The organism is Acinetobacter sp. 10FS3-1, assembly GCF_013343215.1.
GTDB lineage: Bacteria > Pseudomonadota > Gammaproteobacteria > Pseudomonadales > Moraxellaceae > Acinetobacter > Acinetobacter lwoffii_C.
The window spans coordinates 39,768-61,491 of record NZ_CP039144.1 but is presented as its reverse complement, the minus strand read 5'-3'; the positions used below and the strand labels follow the sequence as shown (position 1 = coordinate 61,491).

Here is a 21,724-nt window from a genome sequence, read left to right as displayed (position 1 = left end):
TTACACAAAAAAGCATGTCATTAGGCATGCTTTTTTATATTAAATTAATAATCAAAAAATATGGAAACAAAAGAAAATTATTATATATTTTTCCGCTTTAGGTTAGTATTTTTACTCAAAAAACAGATAAGAAAAAACCCATGAAATTGCTGTCAAATAAGGCGATTTTGGCAAATTTCTCAGTTAAATTATCAATCAATAATGCTATAATTTGCACTTAATATTGATTCGATCAGATTTCAATATTGGTGGTTTAATTAAGGTATATTTAATCCTTTACAGTGTGGATAAAAACTTAATAAAACTTGAGATAGATATATATATATTAAGAGATAGAAATGCGTTTAATCGTACACAGACAGAATGGTTTTAGTATAGGTAGCGAAAAAGGTTATGTAGTTCCTATTGCCTTTGAAAACGATGATTCAACAATTACAGCGATTCAACCTGGTCAGTTCCCAAATAATAACCGTATCTGGATTAGCCGTGGCTTTGGCGTAATCGAAAGTGAATTTGGTAATGAGGACATTTTCTATCTCAATACATACCATGATACATGCGAGAAAAAAGACGATACACCTCAAGAAGCTGAACGTATTGAGCGTGAATTAGAGATTATCCGTAACAACCCGAATAATTGCCGTTACTTCTCATTAGGTAGTAATGCGTCACGCCTAGATTCTGGCTACGTGCAAGCAGTTCATTTGCCACGCCTTCCTGATGTGGGTACAGGTCGCCTAACGTCACACTTGATGCCTAAGCTACCGGCAGTGGGTATTCCGTTCTTTGCTATCGTGGACAACTTTGTATATGGTCCATTCCAGATTCGTCGTGATACAACTATTGGCATTGAAGATGACATTATCTTTGAGACAGTCAACAAAATCACACCGCTTGGTTTGCAAAACAACCATATTGCAAAGTTCCCTCTAAAAGCCCTAGAAGATAATGAAATTCTTTTGCGGGTTAATTCTGGAAGCTTGCAAGCAGTCTACATTTCAAATCTACACATCGTTAAATCAGCGATTAATTTTGAAGTTATTGACTACATTTCTGACGTAAACCTGATTCAATATTATTTACGCAGTGAGTTTGCTAAAGATAATTCAATCTCAAAAAGCCATGCCAATACATTACGTACAGCGATTGAATCATCTATTCGTAAAAACCACATTCTAAAAACAGAACGTGTAGAACGCTTATTCAAAGTGCTTGATCAATTCCTGACTCAAGACACACAAGAATATGACCTGATTAAACGCTACTTGAACTCTAAAGAAGGTAGCCAGTTCCTAACAAACTTCTTGGAAACAAACGGTAGTGTGATCTTGAAAGATCATATTGATGCGTTGACCAACAAAAATAAGAAAGAGTTGGAAGAGCTGCGTACTGCGCATGATGCACAGATCACTGCAATGCAAACTCGTTTGGCGAATGAAAAGCAGATTGTTGAACGTAAAATTGCAAAACTGCATGCTGATTATGAATCCAATCAGAAAGAAATTAATGAGCGTCAAAGTCAGGCAAATACTGAAAGTTTGACGCAAGAAGTTGAGAGCTTGCAGCACCAAATCGCAGAGCTTACTTCTACATTGCAAATCCTGAAACAAGGGCATGATCTTGAACAACAGATTCTACGTTTAGAGGGTCGTCGTGAGACTTTGGACCAGGACGTTAGCCATAAACGTGACCAAATCAAGGAAATGGATAAGGCACTCGAACACCAAGCACGTTTGATTCAAAACCCAAGTCTATTAACTGACAAAGCTGTTGAGGATGTTACATTGCGCGGTCTACGTGGCATTATGACTGGTAGTAATTTCAACAGCAAAAATGAACCCTTCATTTTGGAACCTATTTCCCCGGCTGTTATTCATTTAGAGGGCGAAACACGTTCTTCGTATATCAGTGAGATTCAAACTCGAATCAACAAGCAAGAAGGGCGTATTCTCACTTATAACGAAACAGCCAACCTGATCGTGAGTGTAATGCAGAACTATCTCACTATTTTTAGTGGGTATCCTGGTACTGGTAAAACTTCAACTGTTAGCAACTTCGCAGAAGCTTTAGGCATTAACGGTTCTGGAACCAATAAGTGTAATTTCTTGAATGTTGCGGTAGCTCGTGGCTGGACTTCAAGCAAAGACTTGTTAGGGAATAAAAATGCCCTGCGCCAGTCTTATGAAGAGGGTCGTACTGGCATCTATAGCATGCTTAAAGCGATTGAAGAATCTAAGTATGGTTCTGAAAACAACAACCTGAACCACGAAATGTTAAACATGATTCTCCTGGATGAAGCGAACCTTTCTCCAATGGAACACTACTGGTCAGATTTCCTGTCGATTTGCGACACCTTCCAGGAAGGTAAAGTTCTAAATCTGGGTGGTCGTGACAAGCAATTCACTCTGGAATTACCGCCTAGCTTACGTTTCATTGCAACCATCAACACAGATGCAACTGTTGAACCATTATCTGACCGTTTGCTTGACCGTGCCGGCGTGATCATGCTTGGTATTGAAGATTCAAATACCAATGAAGCGATGGAAGTCGAGAACCTTCTATTTAATGGAGCCGTACCTTATAAAGAGCTTGCAGAAGCATTTATGATTGATGCCAATCCTATTAAATTTCAGGAATCAGGAAAACAGGATTCTGAATTGAGCATTCTGCAAGAAACAGGAAAACTAGATTCGGAATTAAGCATCCTTCAAGAAATCCGAAATGCACTACAAATGGAAATTGCCAATACACCGGCAGTCCATATCTCTAAGCGTAAGAGCAATGCTATCCTGCGCTACTGTGCCGTAGCCAATGAACTGAACTATCAACAAATGTCACCGATTGACTTTGCTGTAGCCCAACATATTCTTCCTAAGATCAAAGGTCATGGGAAAGGATTTAAAGATCGTCTGCTTGCATTAGACAAGGTGTTGAACGATTCGCGCTTATTACAGTCAAAACGTCTGTTGAAGCAAATTCTGGACAATGGTTCAGAGTTTGGTGACACATTCTCACTGCTGTAATCGTTCAGTTTAGGCATATCGCTCGTGTGCTGCATGAGCGAATAAGGGTACTTTATGAAAGTAGTTGTCAAAGTAATTGGTGGGCGTAATGCCGGTAAGGAATATGACCTTACCCAACCACCAACGGACGATGTTCACTACGTCTTATGTGAAGATGATGCACTCCAATTTATAGTCCAGACGATTAAAGATCGCCCAAGTATTCATTTGGCTCTACATGAGATTTTTATACCGCCTACAAGCGTGTATCCACCAACTGATACTAAGCCTTACTTTGAATACCGTTGGGAACCTAAACGAATTGGGTACGGTGAATATCGTAATGAAGCATTTTTCCATAACTTCTGTGGTATCGCAGAGTTATTGATCGTGGACAAGTATCAAACGTCATACGATTCGTTTGATCTTGATATCTTACAACCGCTTCAACCAATTGAAGTCTTGGCACGTAAAATTAATGCTGACCGCATTAGTGCAATGTTGGACTTTTTGGCTCGTAATGATGGTCGTGATCTGGCTGCACTGGCACGTATCACACGCAAATATTCGGGCTTTAAAGAGGGTGATAAGACCCTGACATTTACTCTGGACCGGATTGAGCAATATCTTAATTTTCTGGAAGATGCGTTACCAATTATTGTGCGAAAGCCAATTGCAAAACTGGTGCAAGTCAATACGCTTAAACCATATTCTCGGTTCTCGAATATTACAGAGGATTCGATCAATCACATCATTAGTTCACCAGAACAAATCTATGAGGTGGATAATGAAGAGGATTCATTATTCAGCATGGATGATCGACATTTTACAGTCGATAACATTCTGGAAACTAAGATTGTTGAAGAAACGAATCTTTATGAGAACCAGGTACTACATGGTTTTGTTGAACTGCTGATCAAGGCTACAGATGATATTCTTCGTCGTCTGGGAGAGGTGAAAGTCAAAAAGACTGATACTGTTATCCAGGGCTATGAATCCCTGTTTAATAAATTAAATCAGTTTAGTGTGCGACTGAATCAGCCATGTATTGATCGTTGTAATGACTTTAACCGCCGGTTACGCACGTTGAAACGTATGCTGCGTACTCGTTTAAAAGTGAAATCACTATTTACGAGTGAGCCGTACTTTACACACAAGGCAAAGCAGAACCTTCATTACCAAAAAATCTTCTTAATGATGATTGAATGGATGCGGTTTGGTAGCCCAGATTGGAGTTTGCAAAATGAACTTAACTCGATTCAGGACTTATCGAAGCTGTTTGAGTTCTACTTGTTCTGCGTAACCAAAGAGCATGTACTGAATTGTTCGCGCCGGTTCAATGGTGGCTTGATTGCTTCACCTATTGATGGCTCTAATGACAGTCGCTTTGTATTCCAGGTGAATGACAAGATTCAAGCGGAACTGCTCTACGAACCTAATATTTTCCATGCTGATGCTGACGATGCTTTATTGCCAAACTATCGCAATACAGAAGCTTGGAAACGCAAAGAAAGCCGTTATGGGTCGAATGTTGAACCGTCCTCTACAAGCTATGGTCGTAACGATAACTTTAGACTGCGTGTTGACCGCCCAAATGTGCAAAAAATGTATCGCATTCGTCGTACACCAGACGTTGTATTACGCTTCAAGAATGGTAGTGAAGAATCACTACTAATCATGGATGCGAAGTACATGATCACACCTAAGGCATTTCACGAAGCTATGCCTGAGTGTGTGATGAAGTATCTACATGGCATTCATGTTGGTGCGACTGGTCAGAATATGTCTATTGGTTTGATGATCGTCAACCCGGATGAAGAAGATATCACTCGTCATTATCACCATGACGAATACTCTATCTTCGGGTCCAAAGTGGTTACACCGGCGATTATGACTGCATCTATTGATGTGGCACGAGCACACAAACTTGGTTCAACCATTCAACGCGATCTTTTCCGTTTAATGGAGTTGATGGCTGAGAAGATCAGTACCGGTTTAGGTGAAGCAGTTTATGACGCAGAGGACTTCTATGAGGTCGATGTTCCTGTGGTCGAGCTTGTGGAGCCGGTGCAAGTGGAAGTTCAGGCTCAAGAAATTGAATCTGAGAAGAAGGTTGAGATTCATGTCACACTGAAAAAACCTGAAAACGAAGCGAAAGTACATGATCAGGAGCCTACGGAGCCGGAACAAACTAAAGCTGAAACAGTGCAAGAAGCTTTGCCTGAGGACAAGCCGGAATTGGAGCTTGAGGTTGTTGAAGAAGCCCCTGTAGCTGCGAAGCCGGAACCGGAGAAGAAAGCTGCTCCTGAGGTGAAGGCTACATCGAAGAAGGAAAAGTCAAAGCCAGTTGTCTCGAAGCGTAAGCCAGTAGCAAAAGGCTTGATGAATTTACCAACCCTTCCACATATCAACATTAAGCCTGTTGATCGGGAAAGCAAGGTGAAACGTGATTCGCCTAGCGTGAATTTCCAGGAAGCGGAAGCACTCGCAAATGCTGAAATGTTCAAGTACCAGGACAAATTTGACGATCTTGAAATTCCAGGTCGTTACAATGTTGCCGAACCTTCCATCCATGAGATCGAAGTAGCCAACAAGCTAACTGGCTTCTACGGCGGTGCGTTAGCGTACTTCCAAAAAGACAAGGAAGCTGTGATTTATCCAGAAGTACCTCAAGAACAACTTGATCAAAAATCAGTTGTAGAAATGCGGATTGTTGGCAATAGCTTGGTCAGCGAAGAAGCCGTTACTTTGGGTGCTATCCGGTTAATTAAATAAGCAAGCCCACAAAAAAAGCGACCTACAATGGTCGCTTTTTTATGGTCTGGATTATATAGACAAGATGCCTTGTACTAGACGAACTTCTTTAATCAAGTCACGGAAGAAATCTGCAATATCACTTACCGTTTCAGCCTGGCTAGGGTCTGAACCCAGGGTAGAAGAAGGCTTGGTAGTCTTTGATCGGCAAGCACGTAATTCGTTGTAGGCCAGGTTCGCCATTTCTCTCGTAACCTCATAAGGATTATGAACCCGCGTTACATTGGTGATATGCGGTCGCATTGCTGTATTCAATTTCTTAATGAATGCTTCAATTTCCTTTTTACGTTTAGAACGGCCCAACATCAATGAAATAACCAAAGCCTTCACCACAACGGAGTAGGGGTGTTCATCAGCCTTCATGTAGTCAGCAAAAGCTTTCTTTGCCAGAACCTTGTTCTTCAAGCCGATCAGGACATTTACGTTAATACGGCTGAATACAGCAATCATTTTATTCAGCAAGAAGCTATCTACCCCCACCGCACCCTTAACGTCTTTAGCCGTAAAATTGAAGGACGTAAAAATATTTGGGAATTGCATTGTTGTTCTTTTATTTTCTACCGGTAAACCAAGAGCCTTGCGTAGACTTGGCTTGAGAATAAGGTGTGGCAACACATAATGGTTGTTATTCATATTTTTACCTCAAATCTTTGTCTAAAATCAGTAGACAGCCTGTTTTGGGAATATCCAATTTATATACCTTATTATGGCTATAAACATGGCATAAGTCAATAAAAGGGTATTCAAGACTTTTTGTTTAAATTAAAAAAATGCAAAAAAATCCAATTAGATTTATGATGTTTATTATTGATAATTACCTACCGTGTAAAGGTTATTTAATATGCAAAAATCTCAAGAAGAATTAGCAATGGAGTTTGTTAATGAAATTGTAGCGACAGATTATATGGACGGAGTTTTTTATTTTTTTGAACAGCAAAAATTTGATCTTCTAACTAGCTACTCCATTGACGAAAATGACAATGAAGTATGCACTTCAAAACTCGCAGTGATTGGAGATGGTTTATTAACGCTAATTAATTCTCCTGACAATGAGTTGATTCTATATTTTGGAGCCGTGACATGGGATAGGGATAGTCCATTCATTGACTTAACTACTAATGCAGAATTGATATTGAATCATGCAGATTTAGATGAATGTAGTATTGCCTTTGAATATCTCAAAGAAGCTTTAGAAAACCACGATATTTTAGAAATACACTTACTGCACTTAATGGCATATTTCAACAATCATTCAGAATATTTTCTCGAATATTCAGGTTATGTAATGCCTGAAACCTATGAACTGACTGATCGCAGTCTGGAAGAGCAATTTAAGACCTTCATTAAATTTTTGGATACTCGTGTAGTGCCAAAACTTAAATTTGAAGATTGAGGTAGGTCAATTATATATGAGCTGTAAAGAAAGCGTAGATTCTAAGCAATTGATGAGCAGTCTGAGTGAAGAAGAACACTTGATACTGCGAATCGAAATTGAAAAAATGGCAGCACAGACGCTTGCTGCAAATGCAAAAGCAAAGCGCAATCAGGTCCAAGTCAAGAAAACCCCACCAGTTTCAGTAGGAAAAACTGATCGTAATATTGAAGTGATGCGAAGTTATCTAAACAACAATACTATGGCAGAAATAGCGACCTGCTATGACATTTCCACAACGCGCATCCGGCAAATCATTCAGAGAATGTATACGGCGTTTATCAGTTATTTAAAATGGAACCAGGAGCATATTAAAATTGGTGATCTTGATAAAAAAAGGATTACAGAGGACCTGAAAGGCAAGTTTAATAATTTCCTTGATAACTACAGACAAAATGTTGAAGAAATCGAAAAACATCAAACGAAATTTGTTGTTTGGGAAACTGCAAAGAAACTATCTGATGAACCAGTGATGCAAGGTGATATTGCAATTGCTGATGCGTATTTAACGGCAAGAACTATACGCATATTAGAGCACTTCGGTTATAAAACTATGAACCAGGTTGCTAATCTGACACAGAAAGAATTACTGCAATTGCCGGGTTTGGGTAAAAAATCGCTCAAGGAACTGCAAGAATACTTTGCAACAACTAAAGCTCAAACAGCATAATAAAAGCCCTCAATTGAGGGCTTTTATTATGCTTATCTTGGCTCATAAAGCTTCTTGCCTAGACACTGTACAAACGGTGATGTATGTACGTCCTCAAATACGCCTGTAACGTATGTTTCGGCATAGAAGAAGCTATGGTGTTCATAAGGTAGGTAAGTGATCTCGCGTGACGTTTCAGCGATTACAGGCTTATCTACCGATACAAGAATACCTCGTGCTACGGCGTGAACATTCTTACATTTTTTGGCAATAACTTTCTGTCTGCCTTTTTCACTAACCACAAAGGTAACGTCCTTTAGGGATAGGTGGGAAGTGTGAATAATCACAATCCCTTTATAACGTACAGAGAAGATACGCTTGTTGAGGTTAAAGTAAACATCAACTCGCTTTCCGATGTGCTCACATTCAGTAGTGACTTCATCAAGGCTCTTTAAACTTGTCATAGCAGCTCTCCTATAGCCCGATGATCAACCGTCAAAACATCCGCATGCAACTTCCGGCACAAATTTGAAATCTTCATCAAACATAGTGATCTGGCGTGAAGCTTCTTTCCATGACCATGTACGACCCAACCCTTTAACGCTAATTGCCTTCTTCACGCCTAGTTCTTCGATCTTCAAAGCTCGCTCAAACAGATCAGGGTACTGATTACGCAAGAACTCAATTTCACTTGGCTTACTTGAAGGGCAGAAGAAGCAAGCTGATTTCCCTGGCAATGGCAAACCTACTGACTTGATTGATTCGATACAAGCATCACGGTCCATACCATCCTCAATGAGCGGGTAACGGCGTTCATACTTGGTATCAGCTTCATCCTGATCTGGTTTGATACGGTATTCTTCGTCAATATCATACCCGATCAGCTTAATGATACGTTCACCACGCGCCCAAGCTTCCTTCGCTTCTGGCAGATTGTTCATGTATTTATCTTGTGGTGCAATCTTGTGTTTCTGGCTACAGGTTTTGTGACCGAAGGCAATGCTTGGCATGTTTTCTAGGCGTAGGCATTCTTCTTCAAGCGTTTCAACTTCTTTCTTCTGGTTTACGCGCTTCACTGTAATGATTTCCGGGTAGCCTTGAGACACTAACCAATCACTGAAAATCTTAACGTAACGGTAAGTGTGTGGCTTTTCACCGCCGGTATCTGCAAACAAAATTACGTCGATTGGCAGACCTTTTTTAACCCATTCGATAATCGCAGCAGACGAGTTCGTGCCACCGCCATAAGTAGCTAAAATCATTTTTTAATCCTAAATTCTAAGCCTTTAATCCGGTGGCTTTGCCGGGGTGAGCTATTTGCTCTGTATGATTGAATTATAAGCCCTAAAAATGGCATAAGTCAATATAAAACAGAAAAAAGAATAAAAAAATATCGTGCCAAATAAGTTAGACTTTTCAGCAAAAAAAGATGATCAAATACGAAGTTTGACCATTTATTTTTAATAAATTTTAGCCCCTATGGGCGAGGGATTAGCTCGCCTTGAGGGTTTCAGTCTCCGACTTATGCTTCATACGGCTCTGGAAGCTATTAAAGTCCTTGATACGGCGTTTCAATAAACCGATCTGATCAATATTTTTCATACGCATAATTCTTAGTCGCAACTGTGGGTGGCTCAAGAAAGCAGTAAAGAGCATGTCAGTATGTGGTGTATTGATGAATGTCTCCGCAATATCGGCATGATATCGAACACAAGATTGCTTAACCGATCTATCCACTTTGTAGGATTTGATCATCTTCATAGCCAATGAATGCCAACGTGCAGCACTAATAAACACCACTGTTTTCGGGAACTCTTTAACGATCTTTAACGCCCATTCTTCGCTTGTATAGGCGCAACGAGCAAGTGCTTCATTGAAATGCCACGGCTCAGAGACACCATTCTTGCGCACGTAATCTACTACGATCTCAATGGTGTCAGGATTGCTTGCCAGAGCATAAAGCATACCTTTAACTTCCGTTAAATCCACATCACGCTTAAATGCTTCTGTAGCAAACACAGAATAGTCGGTGTGGTGAGTAAGGATTGCATTACGCACATCATCATCAAAGTAACGGCGCAAATGAGGGAACACCAGATCAGCGCATGAACGCCAAACCATGCAAGGGGCATGAAACTTTGCCAAGCCTTTACCAATTGGATGTTGATTCACGTAGTAAAGGGCAGCTTCCTCGCTGCGCTCTAAGAGACCCTCAAATACTTTGTTTGGGTGAATGCTAGGTGTAAAAGAAGCCTTAAAATTGAGACGGCTCTCTACATAAGCAATAGGGTCAAGCAATGCTTCTTCAATTACCTGTTCTGTCTGGTAATTCCTGTATTCTTCTTCGGTCATTAATTCTAAAGAAATTGATTTCATAATATCCTCTGTAATCGCCTTTAATCAGGTGGCATTCCTGTTGAGTTTTTCGCTCTATATAGTCTGAATTATATATTCAAAACATGGCATAAGTCAATATAGACTATAAGCAAAAAAATCCCTGAACTGGTCAGGGATTCGTTGGCTCAGACGGTATTAGAGTTTTATTTCAAGTCAGGAGATTTAGGCTTCAATTCATTTACCTGAATAGCCTGAATAGATTGCTTGATATATTCGACTACAACATTCTGTTCCAGATTTTCAATTTTACTGTATTCGTCTGCGGTGATCTTACTGTCTACCAGGGCAGATTGAACCGTCTCATAGATCATCGGCACATTTTTGTTTGCTTCACCATAGCTGACCACGATTGCTTTAGTGGCACTGGTCACATCATTGAAATACAGCTCTGTAAATACCAATCCAATAGCAGATAAGGACAGGACTAAGCCAACGATCTGCAAGCCTTTCTTAGACTGCATGAAGTTCCAACGGTCAATCGCCTGTATGGTCAGTATATCATTCAGTTTTGTTTTAGTACGAATGGCTGTACAGTATTGGTTCCAACTCAACAGATAAATAGAAGCGAACAAGAAAAAGCCCATAATAAACACTATGCGCATCATATAGACTATGCTCATGCTCATATTGACCGACAACTTTTGTGTTGGCGTAGAGTATTCTATTTCGATATTTGGAAGCACCTCTGCAAACTGGTTCATTGCTTCGGCGTAATTTAAAGATTCCAAATGATTTGCTTTTAATTTATTGAACTCAGATTTTGAGAACATACCATCTGAAAGCCCCCTGCGGATTTCATTCTTAATGATGTAATCCTTTGATTCGTCCTTATACAGATCGTAAATTTGCGCATACTGGTAGGTGCTGATCTCCACCTTGTTACTTGAGACGTAGTAATACAGGGAGCCGAACAGGGCAGCAGAGATTAAAACTGCGCCCTGGAAAAAGAAACCAGATTTTGTATATGCAGCTTTCTCGACTAATAACAATAAGAAAATCAAGAATAAAACAGCAGAAACAATGGCACAGATAGTCGATATTGATTCCCACATAAATTGAACCTCAATGCTTCACTGGTTCTAAGGTCAACTCCACGTAACTGATCAAGTCATCTGTACTACGAGCGTGGCGCACATCACTATCCATTGAATAATTTTGGAAGGTCCAATCCTCACTATGGAACTTCAAGAAGTTTTCTAGGGTGTCAGGCACTTGATCGTCCAGATCAACCGCAGTGTCTACATAAACTTGCTTTAACTGCTCCGGGGTAAAGTGAGCAAGTGCCTGTTGAACGTAATCTTGATGGCTCATATCATTCTTCCTTATAGTCGGTTAAATACTCGACTTTTATAAACCATGAATGCGGTGGTTTTCCGCTTGTATCATGTGATTAAGAGTGAAACAAAACATGGCATAGGTCAATAGCTATATGTTATTGAACTGTATCCATAGACATGATGAAGTAAAAACCCTTATCACCGGTCTGGTCATGCTTTAAGGTGGTTTGATCGCCCTTATGGAATACCGGTAACTTCATCCATCCCACAACGTCCTCACCATCGGCAGAACACCATTCCAGGCTACGCACTAGGTCTGTTTCATCCGTGTCTGCGGTAACTTGCAGATATCCAGTACAAACACTAAGCGTTGGACCATACGCAGTCGGGCGACTGATCAACACAGCCAATACAGCCGATCTATAACCGTCCTCATGCTGCTTCAACGGCGGTAGAAAAGCATCATTGTCAAGAAAGTCACAATGAGGGAAATCCACCCATTGCTTAGTTTTCAGATCAAAGCACACCGCTTGGTCAGCGTTCACCAGTTCTTCTAATTTAGCTTTTAATTGAGCATCCATCATTATCCCCAGGTTCCAATTTTTTTATTCTTGCTTGGTTTGACCATTTTTACTTGTGGTAGTGGCATAAAACCCACAACCTTTGAGATTTCATCATGGTTGTACCAGAAGAAGTAGTCGCCATCTGTCCATTTCATCAGGAAACCTTCTGCAACCTCATAACCACTGGTTGCTTCAACCAACAGCATGTACATTCCACTGTTAAATGAACTGTCGTTGTAATCCATAATTGGTAAATACTGATCGGTAGGGATGAACCCGCGCATGCCTTCCGGGTATTTCCCTGGTGCAACAGGTTTACCATCCTGAACCAACCAAACATCGTGTTCAACTGTGGTTTTGGCAATCAAGTCCTGTAGAGCTGTATTGCCTTCAACATCAACATCAAAACCAACTGACATAATTAGGCTCCAATACATTTAACGGTCTGGATGATCAGGCGATAGGTATAGCCTTTCAAATCCTTGAGAACCACACCGTTATATGCGTAGTTTTGGTAATCAAGTAACTCTAAAAGCTGATCTTCACTTAACTCATAGTTCTCTTTGATGAAGTCAGCCAGTTTATTAATGTTCTCTGGTGAAAAGTTCGGTATCACCGCAAGCAAGTTTTCGTATGAGTAAGTGCAATCATCAGAGTGATGCGTAGAGAGGGAAAACATTTTTATTATCCTCGGTGGTTAAGAGCTTATTTGCCCTTAACCTTATTTTTAATAGCTGCCAGTTTTTCTAAGCAATCCTTACAAGTAATTTCTTTCGGCAAATTAGCATGAATCGTATGTTCATCTATCTTATAAGCCATTTCTTCGATAAACGGACCCAGATCACGCGCTAGGCGACCTTTGCTCGGTGCACACAGGTAATCACCCGCAGAACGGCTTAAACGACCGATCTTGCAGTCCTCTTGGACCAGAAGGTGAACTACTGTATTCGCTACATTGCCATTCATCATGCTTTTAGCACTACCACTCAAGCCACCACGAGTAGGGCGGGTCGCTGTGGTCCATTTAAAAGGTAACAGCTCATTCAATTCGATCTGTTGTTTACGTGCAACGGCGTATTCTTTGGCACGAGCAATAAGTCGGAACGCATCAATGGTAATGCTTGAAAGTCGCCCATATTCATCACGTTCTGCCAACCATGCCATGCGAAGGTTGCCATCTGTCTCAGTAACCCACTTAACGAATCCTTGACGGAATTGAAAGATCAAGTAACCTTTTTTGCCACTGGCAAGATGACGGCATAAATCATCGGGCGTTTTAAACTCATAGGAAGCATTTTCGTATGACACCACAAATTTGCTCATATCCTCAGAAAATGTCACCACATCCTTATCATCAAGCAAAATAAACTTATCAGCCAAAGAGACATAAAGCTTATCTAAATCGCGTGTCATCTCGTAAATACGGACTTGTTTATAATCCACATTCGGCATTCTTGCTGTTAAAACCGGAACCAATTTAGGAGGTAACTCTTTAAGGTTGAGTTTAAATTGCTTACCTAGCTCTTCAATATCCTGGTGCAGTGCATCCATGTCAGCTTGTGTCAGCAACTTGCCTTCGATAAGCGGGTGGGGCATAGCACTTGTTTCAAGCGAGTTACGTTTAAGCTGCTTTGAATATTCGGCTATAATTTTAGCTATATCGAGCTGTTTCATTTTTTATATCCTATTGAAGCAAGCCAATAATTCGGTGGCTTTACCGATTTGGCATGTTGCCTTTGCATATACAGGATTATGGTTCAAAACATGGCATAAGTCAACCAAAATTGTAAAGCGTAAAAAAGGACACCGAAGTATCCTTTTTTCTTTAGTACACTAAATTATGGTGCTGTTACAGCATTAGCCGGCATGTGGCTTTGAATAAAGCTTAATAGCTGACTATTTGCCTTTACGATAGCTTGGGTATGTGTTGCACCTGGAACCGGAACCCAACTTACATCAGAGCATCAGTGATCGGATAAGGACAAAAAAATCCCGCAAATTGCGGGATTTAGTGGATAAATACTATTTTAAAGCATTGATGATATCGGTCTTTTCAAATGTCGCAGGAAATTTTATAGCTTCTACTACTTCCTTTTCTGAAATCTTACCATTGGCATAAACCTTTGTTTTAAACTCCTGAACTGCCGGGATATGGCTGTTTGCTGTGAAAAACTCGTCTAGTTCTTTTTTATAAGCATCACCACTTCCAGTCTGCCAGAAGAGTACCGCACAACTCATAGCCATCAAGCCACCGCCAACACCAATAAATGCTTTACGCGGTTGTTTTCTAAGCTCAGGACGCAAAACAGCCTTTTGTAATTGTCGCAATTCTTCGTCGTTTAGATCGTCGTGATCTTTAGCTTTTAATGCTTCTGGTGCGTCTCTGAATTTAAACAGCCCCACTGCAATAAATATCAGTGCTATTAAAATACTCATGTACAAAACATCAGTACCCCAACCAGCATTTAAGGAGATTGCAGTTTCCCCCATAGGCGAAATCTTAATCGGAGTGATTGAACTTTCACTGAAATTTAAAGGTTGGTCATCTTTCAGATCAAAGAAATCTATATTTGAAGCCTTTTTGATTTCTTTAAATTCATTTTTGGTAAGTTTATCGTCAGCTAGGGCAGTGCTCACCAATTTTGAAAATTCTTCATTATTGACTTTCTCAACTGCCAGATAAACAGTGCGGTAATCAGCATCGTAAGTTTCCGCGTGGTTATCCACTACATATTGTTTCAAACCAAATAGAGAAACTGCCATTAAAGCCATAATAACAATGGTTTTAGTTTTCGACTTAAAAGGGATACTTTCTTTTCTGTCAAAAATAGAAGTGACGGCTGCAAATGCCAAAATGAAACTTAATACACCTAAAACACTGCTTAGACTCTGCATATTTAAAACCCTCAACTGAAAAATAAGGTCAGTTCCCTTTTAAATTGATAGAACGCAATTATTAAGACGATAAAATTTATATCGCTATCATCCATTAAATCTAAATGAGTGTATTAAAATTAATTATGAGCTATAAAAACGGCATAAGTCAATATATAAGACTTTTAAAAAAGCCAATTATTCTGATAACTTAGTCAATACTCATGTTACCAAGTTCTTGAGCAATGCTTCGATAATGCTGAACCTTTTTCTTTTTTTCTGCGATTGCTTGTAGGTCCGGGGTGAAGCCCAAACCGCACTCTTCATTGAGCATTTCAACAACCGCTAAAAGATCATTTATTTCTTTAAATAAATGATCTTTATTGGTTAAAGGCAGTTGACCGTTATTATTGGAATCTAAACCAAACTGAATTGTCTTATCAGCGACCAAGCCAATTTCCTTAGCTTCCTCACCAATTTTTAATAAAAGAAATTGCAGATTATTCATTCAAATTTCACTCTTGGATTAAAGGGTTATTTGATACCAGACCCAGATAGTTTTTTATAGTTATATTCAAATTGTTCATAAGATAGTCCACATAATAATAAAACTACTCCACCAACCGCCCACACACAAAAGCCGAAAACCGTTGGCAATAAGTAATAAAGTAGAGTTGAATCAATAAAGAAATTGATTAAATCTGGACGGAAATATAAACCGGTGTAATACCCTGTAAAATAAGACACAAGGACAACAATAATCAGTTTAGCCAGAATGGTATTTGCGACTGAGCGCATAAATACACTTAATTTTCTAATAGACACTGGATTACCCCTAAACTCTACCTGTTAAAACAGGCAGAGTTGATTTGTTTTTGGAACCGATTTGGCAGCACGTTTACCACGAGTTTTAGGGCGTACCTTTTCAACCAGTGTTTCAGCACGTTCTACTTTAAATTCCGGGTCAATTTCATCAGTAGCAGCTTCGATACTGTCTACTTCAACCACTTCAACAGCAACCGCTTCCGGTGGCAAGGCATCCTTGAGAAGCTGTAATTCAGCCTCCCATGAACCGTGATCAACCACATCAGCATTATCATCCGACATAAGTTTAGAAATACAGATCAAGCGTTTGCGTTTTGCTTCTAACTCAAGCTCTTGCGGGAAAGTATCATTAATGCGACTGGTCAGGTTTGCAAGAATAGATTTGGCATTCACTAGCTCATGTTCAAACTTATCTACTTCACAACCCAGACGGTTTACCAGGTGCATAAATAACTTATTGATCGCAGAAGTGATAGAACCAGAAGTGTAGTATCGCTTGCTCTTGTGAACGACTGATTCAATCTCAACCTCTGCCAATTCGCTTGTCTGTTTCAGATCAAGTACAGCAAAGCCGATTTTGCCCTCGCCGTAGTCAACAACATGCAGCTCGTGGCCTAACATATAGCCAATATGAGCTTCACCGCCATTCACCAACCACGTAGAGTTGCCATTTAACACCGCATCGGCAAAGTCTACTGAGAACTCATAAGATTTGCCGTTGAACTCAACCTTAAAGAACTTACCATTGCCTAAGATGCGCTCGGCTTCTGCTGTCACCTTCGTGCGGCTGTGGTATGTTTTGCCGTTTAGGTCAATAGTCACTTTACCTTTAGGTAGGGCAGTTACATACGTTTGAATATCTGCTAGTGAGCTGTATTCCACGCCATCCACCACCACAATTCGAGATTCTAAATTTGCAACGTGCGCCAAGTGAGTAGCCTTAACTACTTCGTGGCTTGCCTGAATATTTGCCAACTTCGCCGGAGTGTGTTCCAGGGTCAGTTTAGCTTTTGCGATCTGGTTGATTGCGCCGGCTTTCTTACGGTTAAACATCAACTTCATACGTTCAAGCGTTTGAATGTCACCCTCAAGCTCAACACGCTCAAGCATCATTGGATTACCAGTCGCCAGGGCTGCAATCTCCATCATTGAGATATTATCCAGATCGTTACCAAAATCCATTTGGTGCGAACCATCATATTTACGAATCGCATTGATCATTTTTAGCTTGCTTGAGCATAAATCCCAAAGTTTGGCATCAATGCTAAATCTCGTGATATATGCAGTAATTCCGACCTTAAAATTATCATGTCCGTAGAGAGTATAAAGCTCATTGCCCTGACGAATGATACGCCCCTCGCGCTGTTCAATGTCCGACGGCTTATAAGTGATATCGACATGGTGTAGATGAACTAGACGATTATTCACGTTAGTTCCCGCACCCATGCGCGGGGTGGAGCCAATTAAAACTCGAACTTCACCGGTACGAACAAGATCAAAAATTTCTTGTTTTTGCTTGTCGTTTTTCGCTTCCTGGATAAAACGAATTTCGTTTTCTGGTAGACCTTGAGCCACAAGTAAGGTTTTAATTTCCTGGTATCCAGACCATGAAGCTGTAATCGCAACTCTGATCGCTTCCATTTCATCAGCATTGAAGGCAGCAAGGCGATCTTCTAGGCTATTGATTAAGTCCTCGTCGTCCTCTTCAATCGCTGCATCCATTTTTGCACGTAAAGCGTCATATTCTCTAAGTATACGATCATCACCCTTAGTAAATGGAACTGAGCGATCTAAGAAGATAATTTGAGTACCTTTATCTGCATCCCATTTTCGGTAGATTTGAGCCACGTTATCCGCTACAGCTTGGAGCTTACCACCAGTTTCATTGCGGAAGCGGTAATAATCCACACAGCGAGCAGCCAGTGATAATTTACGTGCACGGTCCATCAAGCGCAGACGTTCAGCATTACGTTCTAGGTAATCAGTGATCTTATCCAGATTCTCAAAACCGGCTAACACTTCATTTAAAAGTTGTTGCTGTTCTTCTGTTGGGTCAACCGCAATACATTGTCTTACGCCACCCTCAACCTCAGGAAGTGGGAAGCGTTTTCCTGGGTTCTCTTCCTCGTAGGCTGAAACCATCACATCATTAGTGATTGGGTCGGCGCACTGATACCATAACTGCATCAATGAGCGCATATTTTTCCAGTTACGAGCAAAGCGGGTGACTTGCTTTAACTTGCCCGATTCGGTGCTTTCCCATTTGCTCGTATTATCGCTATACAATTTCGCCCAATTGTCGAACCGATCTAAGTTCAATTCAGCTAACAGATTCGGAATCAAGAAGCGCATCATAATGTGCATTTCACAAGCACTGTTGCTGATTGGTGTGCCGGTCATCAGTACACCTGACCCGCCGATCTGGTGTAGGTAAAGAAATTTGCAGTACATATCGAAAGCACGGTTAGAACCGGTAGGGTTCCCCATACCAACAATGTTTTTTAAGTTGCTGTTATAAAACAAGTTTTTGTATAAATGACCTTCATCGACGCATAAATCCGTAATGCCTAGCTGCTCAAAAGTCAGGTCATTATCACGGCGTTTTGTGTTCATCTTTTTAGAAAGTTTGGTTTCTAATCGACGTTGCATGTCACGCAATTTACGAAGTGTACGTTTACCATGCTGAGAGGTGCTATTAGCACACTCAAGCTCGCTTTTTACCTTGTCTAATTCCTCCGTTAGCATCTTTTGTTCAAATGCCGGACTTAACTTGATAAACTCGAATGAAGAATGAGGAACAATGATCAAGTCATAGTTGCCGGTAGCAATTTTGGCAAATAGACGTTTACGACGACTTTTCTCAAAATCCTTGTTGGTTGCAGCCAGAACATGAGCAGATGGATACAAGCGATAAACATCGGCAGCGAACTGGAATACCAGGTGGTTAGGAACCACGATGACAGGTTTTTCGCTCAAGCCTAAGCGTTTACGCTCAATCGCACGACTGATGCTCAACCACGTTTTGCCTGAACCAACTACATGATCGTAAAGTACAAAAGGTTCAACGATGCCACGCCATATAGCATTTTTCTGATGACGGCGAAGATCAATTACATCATCGGGAACTTTGCCAACAAATTGAAGGTGAGAACCGTCATACTTCTGAACCACGAAGCTGTTAAATTTCTCGTTATATAGCTCTGTTAATTGATCAACAAGGTCTTGTTGGTCATAAATCCAGTTCGCAAATTCAAGTTTCATTTGCTCGGCAATAATGTTGGTTTGTTCAGTTGCTTCATGGTCTAAAACACGAACAACTTCATCACGCCAGTTGATAGATTCCTTGTAAATGCGGATAGATTCAGAGTTCATCAGCTTGTTAAGCAATTTATCTAATGAAAGATGCTCATTGGCAAACATCAAGGTTTTAGCCTGTGAAGCTACACAAGTTACCTCGAACATATTAGAAACATACTCGTAAGTTACTCGTGCGTTGGCATCCTCTGAAATATCACGAACAAACCGAACATATACAGAAAGTGGAATCCATTGCATGCCTAGAGATAGGGAAATATCTTCAATTTGCACTTGCTCCGGCAGCACTTCGCTCAGTGCTTCCACGTTGCGATCTAAGCCGTGTTTTTCTGCTACAGATAGCTTTTGACGGACATTCCCGGAAAGGTAGCTATTACGCTCAACCCATGCGTTTTGAGCATGGTCAAAGTAGATCAAAGGAACCACAGCGTTATGATGCAGTTGTTCAATCACTTCTTCTGTTGTGCAGTCGCAAAGCTGCGCCACATATTCTAGATCGAACTTGGCACGGTGCGACATGCTCAAAGCCAAGCCATCCTCAATAGTGTCAGCATGGGTAGCAATCACAGTTTTATAAACCACACGTTGCGAAAGAATGGCTGCTTTTTTCGCGGATTCTTTACGTGTAGTTTTAAAGCGTTTACGTCCTGATGCAGTCAGACCATCAACCACCTTGCTTGCTTTGGTGTAGCTTTCCTCAAGAGACAGCATCAATGCGCAGTCTGGAAGCTCATTCAGCAGTGCTACGTTAGCCGGGGAGTTAATGAAGCTGTATTTCTTCACAAAAGCATCATACATACCGCATAAAACAGCACGGTTAGCTTCAATGTCATCGTGATCTGACAACTCATAGTCGAGCTGAACTTTTAATGTATCTCGAAGGTCAATCAGACGGTTCAATTTGTCTAGTTTTACTGGACCTAATTTAGAACCCGCAGCAATCGCGTCAATGTCGATATATTGACGGTCGTACACCAAACGATTAGTAGGCTTATCATCTTCCATTACATAAACTTTGCGCCCATTTTCCATGCGTGGCACAAGCTCATAAATATCTTTGTTTTCGTCATAGCGGAAGCGTTTAGACCAAACCGTATTTTCAGTAATTTCTTGTTTAAAGTAGCTGAAACCGTGAACCGCATTCTTTTCAATAATGCGGTAAAGCGTTCCGTTGTCGTCACGCTGAACAGCACCAATTTCAAGACCTGACATTTCGATTAGTAAGTGACTTACTAAATCTTCGTAACGAATAGCAACCTGTTTAGGGTTCACGTAGTTTGTGGTGATCTGTTCCGGCAATTGATCAACAAATGCAGCAAGATCAGCTTCTAGGTCGCCTTCATACTTCACATTTAGGGTCATGCCAAAAGCAGAGCTGATGTGCTCGTATTTACCAATGATTGCGTTTTTGCTTTCAAAGTAGGTATTGCGTGTAACGCCATGAGCGTCTTTAGTGATGCTATCAACCCAATCGCCAATGCGCTTAGTGCCTTGCTCAATATCGTCTTGGTGATATTTACGAAAAACCAAAATATCCGTTACAACGTCTGTATTCGCTGAATCAGAAAAAGCAGAAGAAGGAAGGCGAACCGCAGAGATCAACTTGGCACGTTCACTGACTGCGTAACGAGCAGAGCAATTTTCAGCGTCCATAAAGTAGCGAGATACGATCATCACGCCAATTGCATTCGCAGCTAGAGCATCAATAGACGCAATCATAAATTGATTGTGGATGCTAAAACCATTGAAAGACTGGTTGTGTTTGAAGTGTGCGGAGTATTCGCCTGAATATGGAGGGTTCCCGATAGCCAGATCAAACATACCTTGTTGAAATGGGATGTTCTCAAAACCGGTCTGCATCACTGTATTTTCTGGATACACAAGCTCGGCAACCTTAGCAGTGATGATATCAAGCTCAACCGCTACAGTTTTGATGAAATGATCTTTAGGGGCATGACCCATAATAAAGCCCGAACCACAAGACGGCTCAAGAACAACACCACCACGGAAACCGGCTTTTTCAGCCATTTTCCACATTGCATTGACGATGTGACTAGGGGTGAAGAATGCAGAACCCAAAGTGAAGGTGATCGAGTTGTATTCTGCATCCGTTACAAGGCTTTTAAGCAGCTCACCGCGTTCTTTCCAAGCATCATTTGTATATACGCCGTCGATATTCGGGAAAGCTGCTGTAAGACCACCGAAACCACTGTAATTGGATAAAGTGATCTGTTCTGCTTGGGTAGGTTTGCGACCGGCAGCTTCAATTTGTTTGAGTACCTTAATCGCTTCAATGTTCTGCTCAAAACGAGAAACCAACGACTTGTTATGTTGGATAGGGTGTAGGTTTAAATCTAGGTTGGTTGTTACATAAGGTGAAATTGGATTGAAGTCACCAGTATTAACCATATCAGCGATAAAAGCCGTGTTTTCCATCTTATATATCCTAATTTTCAAACCATTTAATCAGGTGGTTTAACCTGGTGAACTAATACTGTTCTATATGTTTTGCATTGTACCCTAGAACATGGCATAAGTCAATATAATAAGACTTCCAGAAAAATTGTTAATGCTCT

At 40.7% G+C, this 21,724-nt stretch carries 18 protein-coding genes; 4 read left to right on the top strand and 14 right to left on the bottom strand.

Features of this window, described 5'->3' with window-relative positions:
- Window positions 1-338 precede the first annotated feature (338 nt).
- Together E5Y90_RS14325 and E5Y90_RS14320 are read left to right on the top strand one after the other, a co-directional pair.
- Window positions 339-3,023 (top strand): hypothetical protein, encoded by a 2,685-nt coding sequence (locus E5Y90_RS14325; protein ID WP_163146533.1) that lies wholly within the window; start codon window positions 339-341, stop codon window positions 3,021-3,023.
- Between the two features lie 54 nt (window positions 3,024-3,077).
- Window positions 3,078-5,777 (top strand): DUF2357 domain-containing protein, encoded by a 2,700-nt coding sequence (locus tag E5Y90_RS14320; RefSeq protein ID WP_163146532.1) that lies wholly within the window; start codon window positions 3,078-3,080, stop codon window positions 5,775-5,777.
- Window positions 5,778-5,828: 51 nt separating this feature from the next.
- Here E5Y90_RS14320 and E5Y90_RS14315 read toward each other — a convergent pair whose 3' ends face one another.
- Window positions 5,829-6,449: a hypothetical protein gene (locus tag E5Y90_RS14315; protein WP_163146531.1), complete on the bottom strand. Its 621-nt coding sequence runs from the start codon at window positions 6,447-6,449 to the stop codon at window positions 5,829-5,831.
- A 208-nt stretch (window positions 6,450-6,657) separates the two neighbouring features.
- Between E5Y90_RS14315 and E5Y90_RS14310 the strand changes: the two genes are divergently transcribed.
- Window positions 6,658-7,209, top strand: coding sequence for a hypothetical protein (locus E5Y90_RS14310; protein WP_163146530.1), 552 nt, complete (start codon window positions 6,658-6,660; stop codon window positions 7,207-7,209).
- Window positions 7,199-7,918, top strand: a complete 720-nt coding sequence (locus tag E5Y90_RS14305; protein ID WP_174660615.1) for a DNA-directed RNA polymerase subunit alpha C-terminal domain-containing protein — start codon at window positions 7,199-7,201, stop codon at window positions 7,916-7,918. Before E5Y90_RS14310 ends, E5Y90_RS14305 begins: the two co-directional genes overlap by 11 nt.
- Before the next feature lie 32 nt (window positions 7,919-7,950).
- On the opposite strand, the gene E5Y90_RS14300 is transcribed toward E5Y90_RS14305, so the two are convergent.
- The 13 genes from E5Y90_RS14300 to E5Y90_RS14240 form a co-directional block, all read right to left on the bottom strand.
- On the bottom strand, window positions 7,951-8,361 hold the full coding sequence (locus E5Y90_RS14300; protein WP_163146528.1) for a hypothetical protein: 411 nt from the start codon (window positions 8,359-8,361) through the stop codon (window positions 7,951-7,953).
- Window positions 8,362-8,385: 24 nt separating this feature from the next.
- Window positions 8,386-9,159 carry a phosphoadenosine phosphosulfate reductase gene (locus tag E5Y90_RS14295; protein WP_163146527.1) on the bottom strand — a complete coding sequence of 258 codons (774 nt, stop codon included), beginning with the start codon at window positions 9,157-9,159 and terminating at the stop codon, window positions 8,386-8,388.
- A gap of 229 nt (window positions 9,160-9,388) precedes the next feature.
- Window positions 9,389-10,273: a hypothetical protein gene (locus E5Y90_RS14290; RefSeq protein ID WP_163146526.1), complete on the bottom strand. Its 885-nt coding sequence runs from the start codon at window positions 10,271-10,273 to the stop codon at window positions 9,389-9,391.
- 164 nt (window positions 10,274-10,437) lie between these two features.
- Window positions 10,438-11,346, bottom strand: a complete 909-nt coding sequence (locus E5Y90_RS14285; protein WP_163146525.1) for a hypothetical protein — start codon at window positions 11,344-11,346, stop codon at window positions 10,438-10,440.
- 10 nt (window positions 11,347-11,356) lie between these two features.
- The gene (locus E5Y90_RS14280; protein WP_163146524.1) at window positions 11,357-11,605 is read right to left on the bottom strand and encodes a S8 family peptidase; all 249 of its coding nucleotides are present in this window, start codon (window positions 11,603-11,605) and stop codon (window positions 11,357-11,359) included.
- Window positions 11,606-11,726: 121 nt separating this feature from the next.
- Window positions 11,727-12,155 carry a hypothetical protein gene (locus E5Y90_RS14275; RefSeq protein ID WP_174660614.1) on the bottom strand — a complete coding sequence of 143 codons (429 nt, stop codon included), beginning with the start codon at window positions 12,153-12,155 and terminating at the stop codon, window positions 11,727-11,729.
- The gene (locus E5Y90_RS14270; protein ID WP_163146522.1) at window positions 12,155-12,553 is read right to left on the bottom strand and encodes a hypothetical protein; all 399 of its coding nucleotides are present in this window, start codon (window positions 12,551-12,553) and stop codon (window positions 12,155-12,157) included. The genes E5Y90_RS14275 and E5Y90_RS14270 overlap by 1 nt, the downstream gene beginning before the upstream one ends.
- A gap of 2 nt (window positions 12,554-12,555) precedes the next feature.
- Entirely contained in the window at window positions 12,556-12,813 is a 258-nt protein-coding gene (locus E5Y90_RS14265; RefSeq protein WP_163146521.1) for a hypothetical protein, read from the bottom strand.
- Between the two features lie 26 nt (window positions 12,814-12,839).
- Window positions 12,840-13,808 carry a hypothetical protein gene (locus E5Y90_RS14260; protein WP_163146520.1) on the bottom strand — a complete coding sequence of 323 codons (969 nt, stop codon included), beginning with the start codon at window positions 13,806-13,808 and terminating at the stop codon, window positions 12,840-12,842.
- A 348-nt stretch (window positions 13,809-14,156) separates the two neighbouring features.
- The gene (locus tag E5Y90_RS14255) at window positions 14,157-15,029 is read right to left on the bottom strand and encodes a hypothetical protein (protein ID WP_163146519.1); all 873 of its coding nucleotides are present in this window, start codon (window positions 15,027-15,029) and stop codon (window positions 14,157-14,159) included.
- A gap of 190 nt (window positions 15,030-15,219) precedes the next feature.
- The gene (locus tag E5Y90_RS14250) at window positions 15,220-15,516 is read right to left on the bottom strand and encodes a hypothetical protein (protein ID WP_163146518.1); all 297 of its coding nucleotides are present in this window, start codon (window positions 15,514-15,516) and stop codon (window positions 15,220-15,222) included.
- A 26-nt stretch (window positions 15,517-15,542) separates the two neighbouring features.
- Window positions 15,543-15,833 (bottom strand): hypothetical protein, encoded by a 291-nt coding sequence (locus tag E5Y90_RS14245; RefSeq protein ID WP_163146517.1) that lies wholly within the window; start codon window positions 15,831-15,833, stop codon window positions 15,543-15,545.
- Window positions 15,834-15,857: 24 nt separating this feature from the next.
- Window positions 15,858-21,584, bottom strand: coding sequence for an Eco57I restriction-modification methylase domain-containing protein (locus tag E5Y90_RS14240; RefSeq protein WP_174660613.1), 5,727 nt, complete (start codon window positions 21,582-21,584; stop codon window positions 15,858-15,860).
- Between the last annotated feature and the right edge of the window lie 140 nt (window positions 21,585-21,724).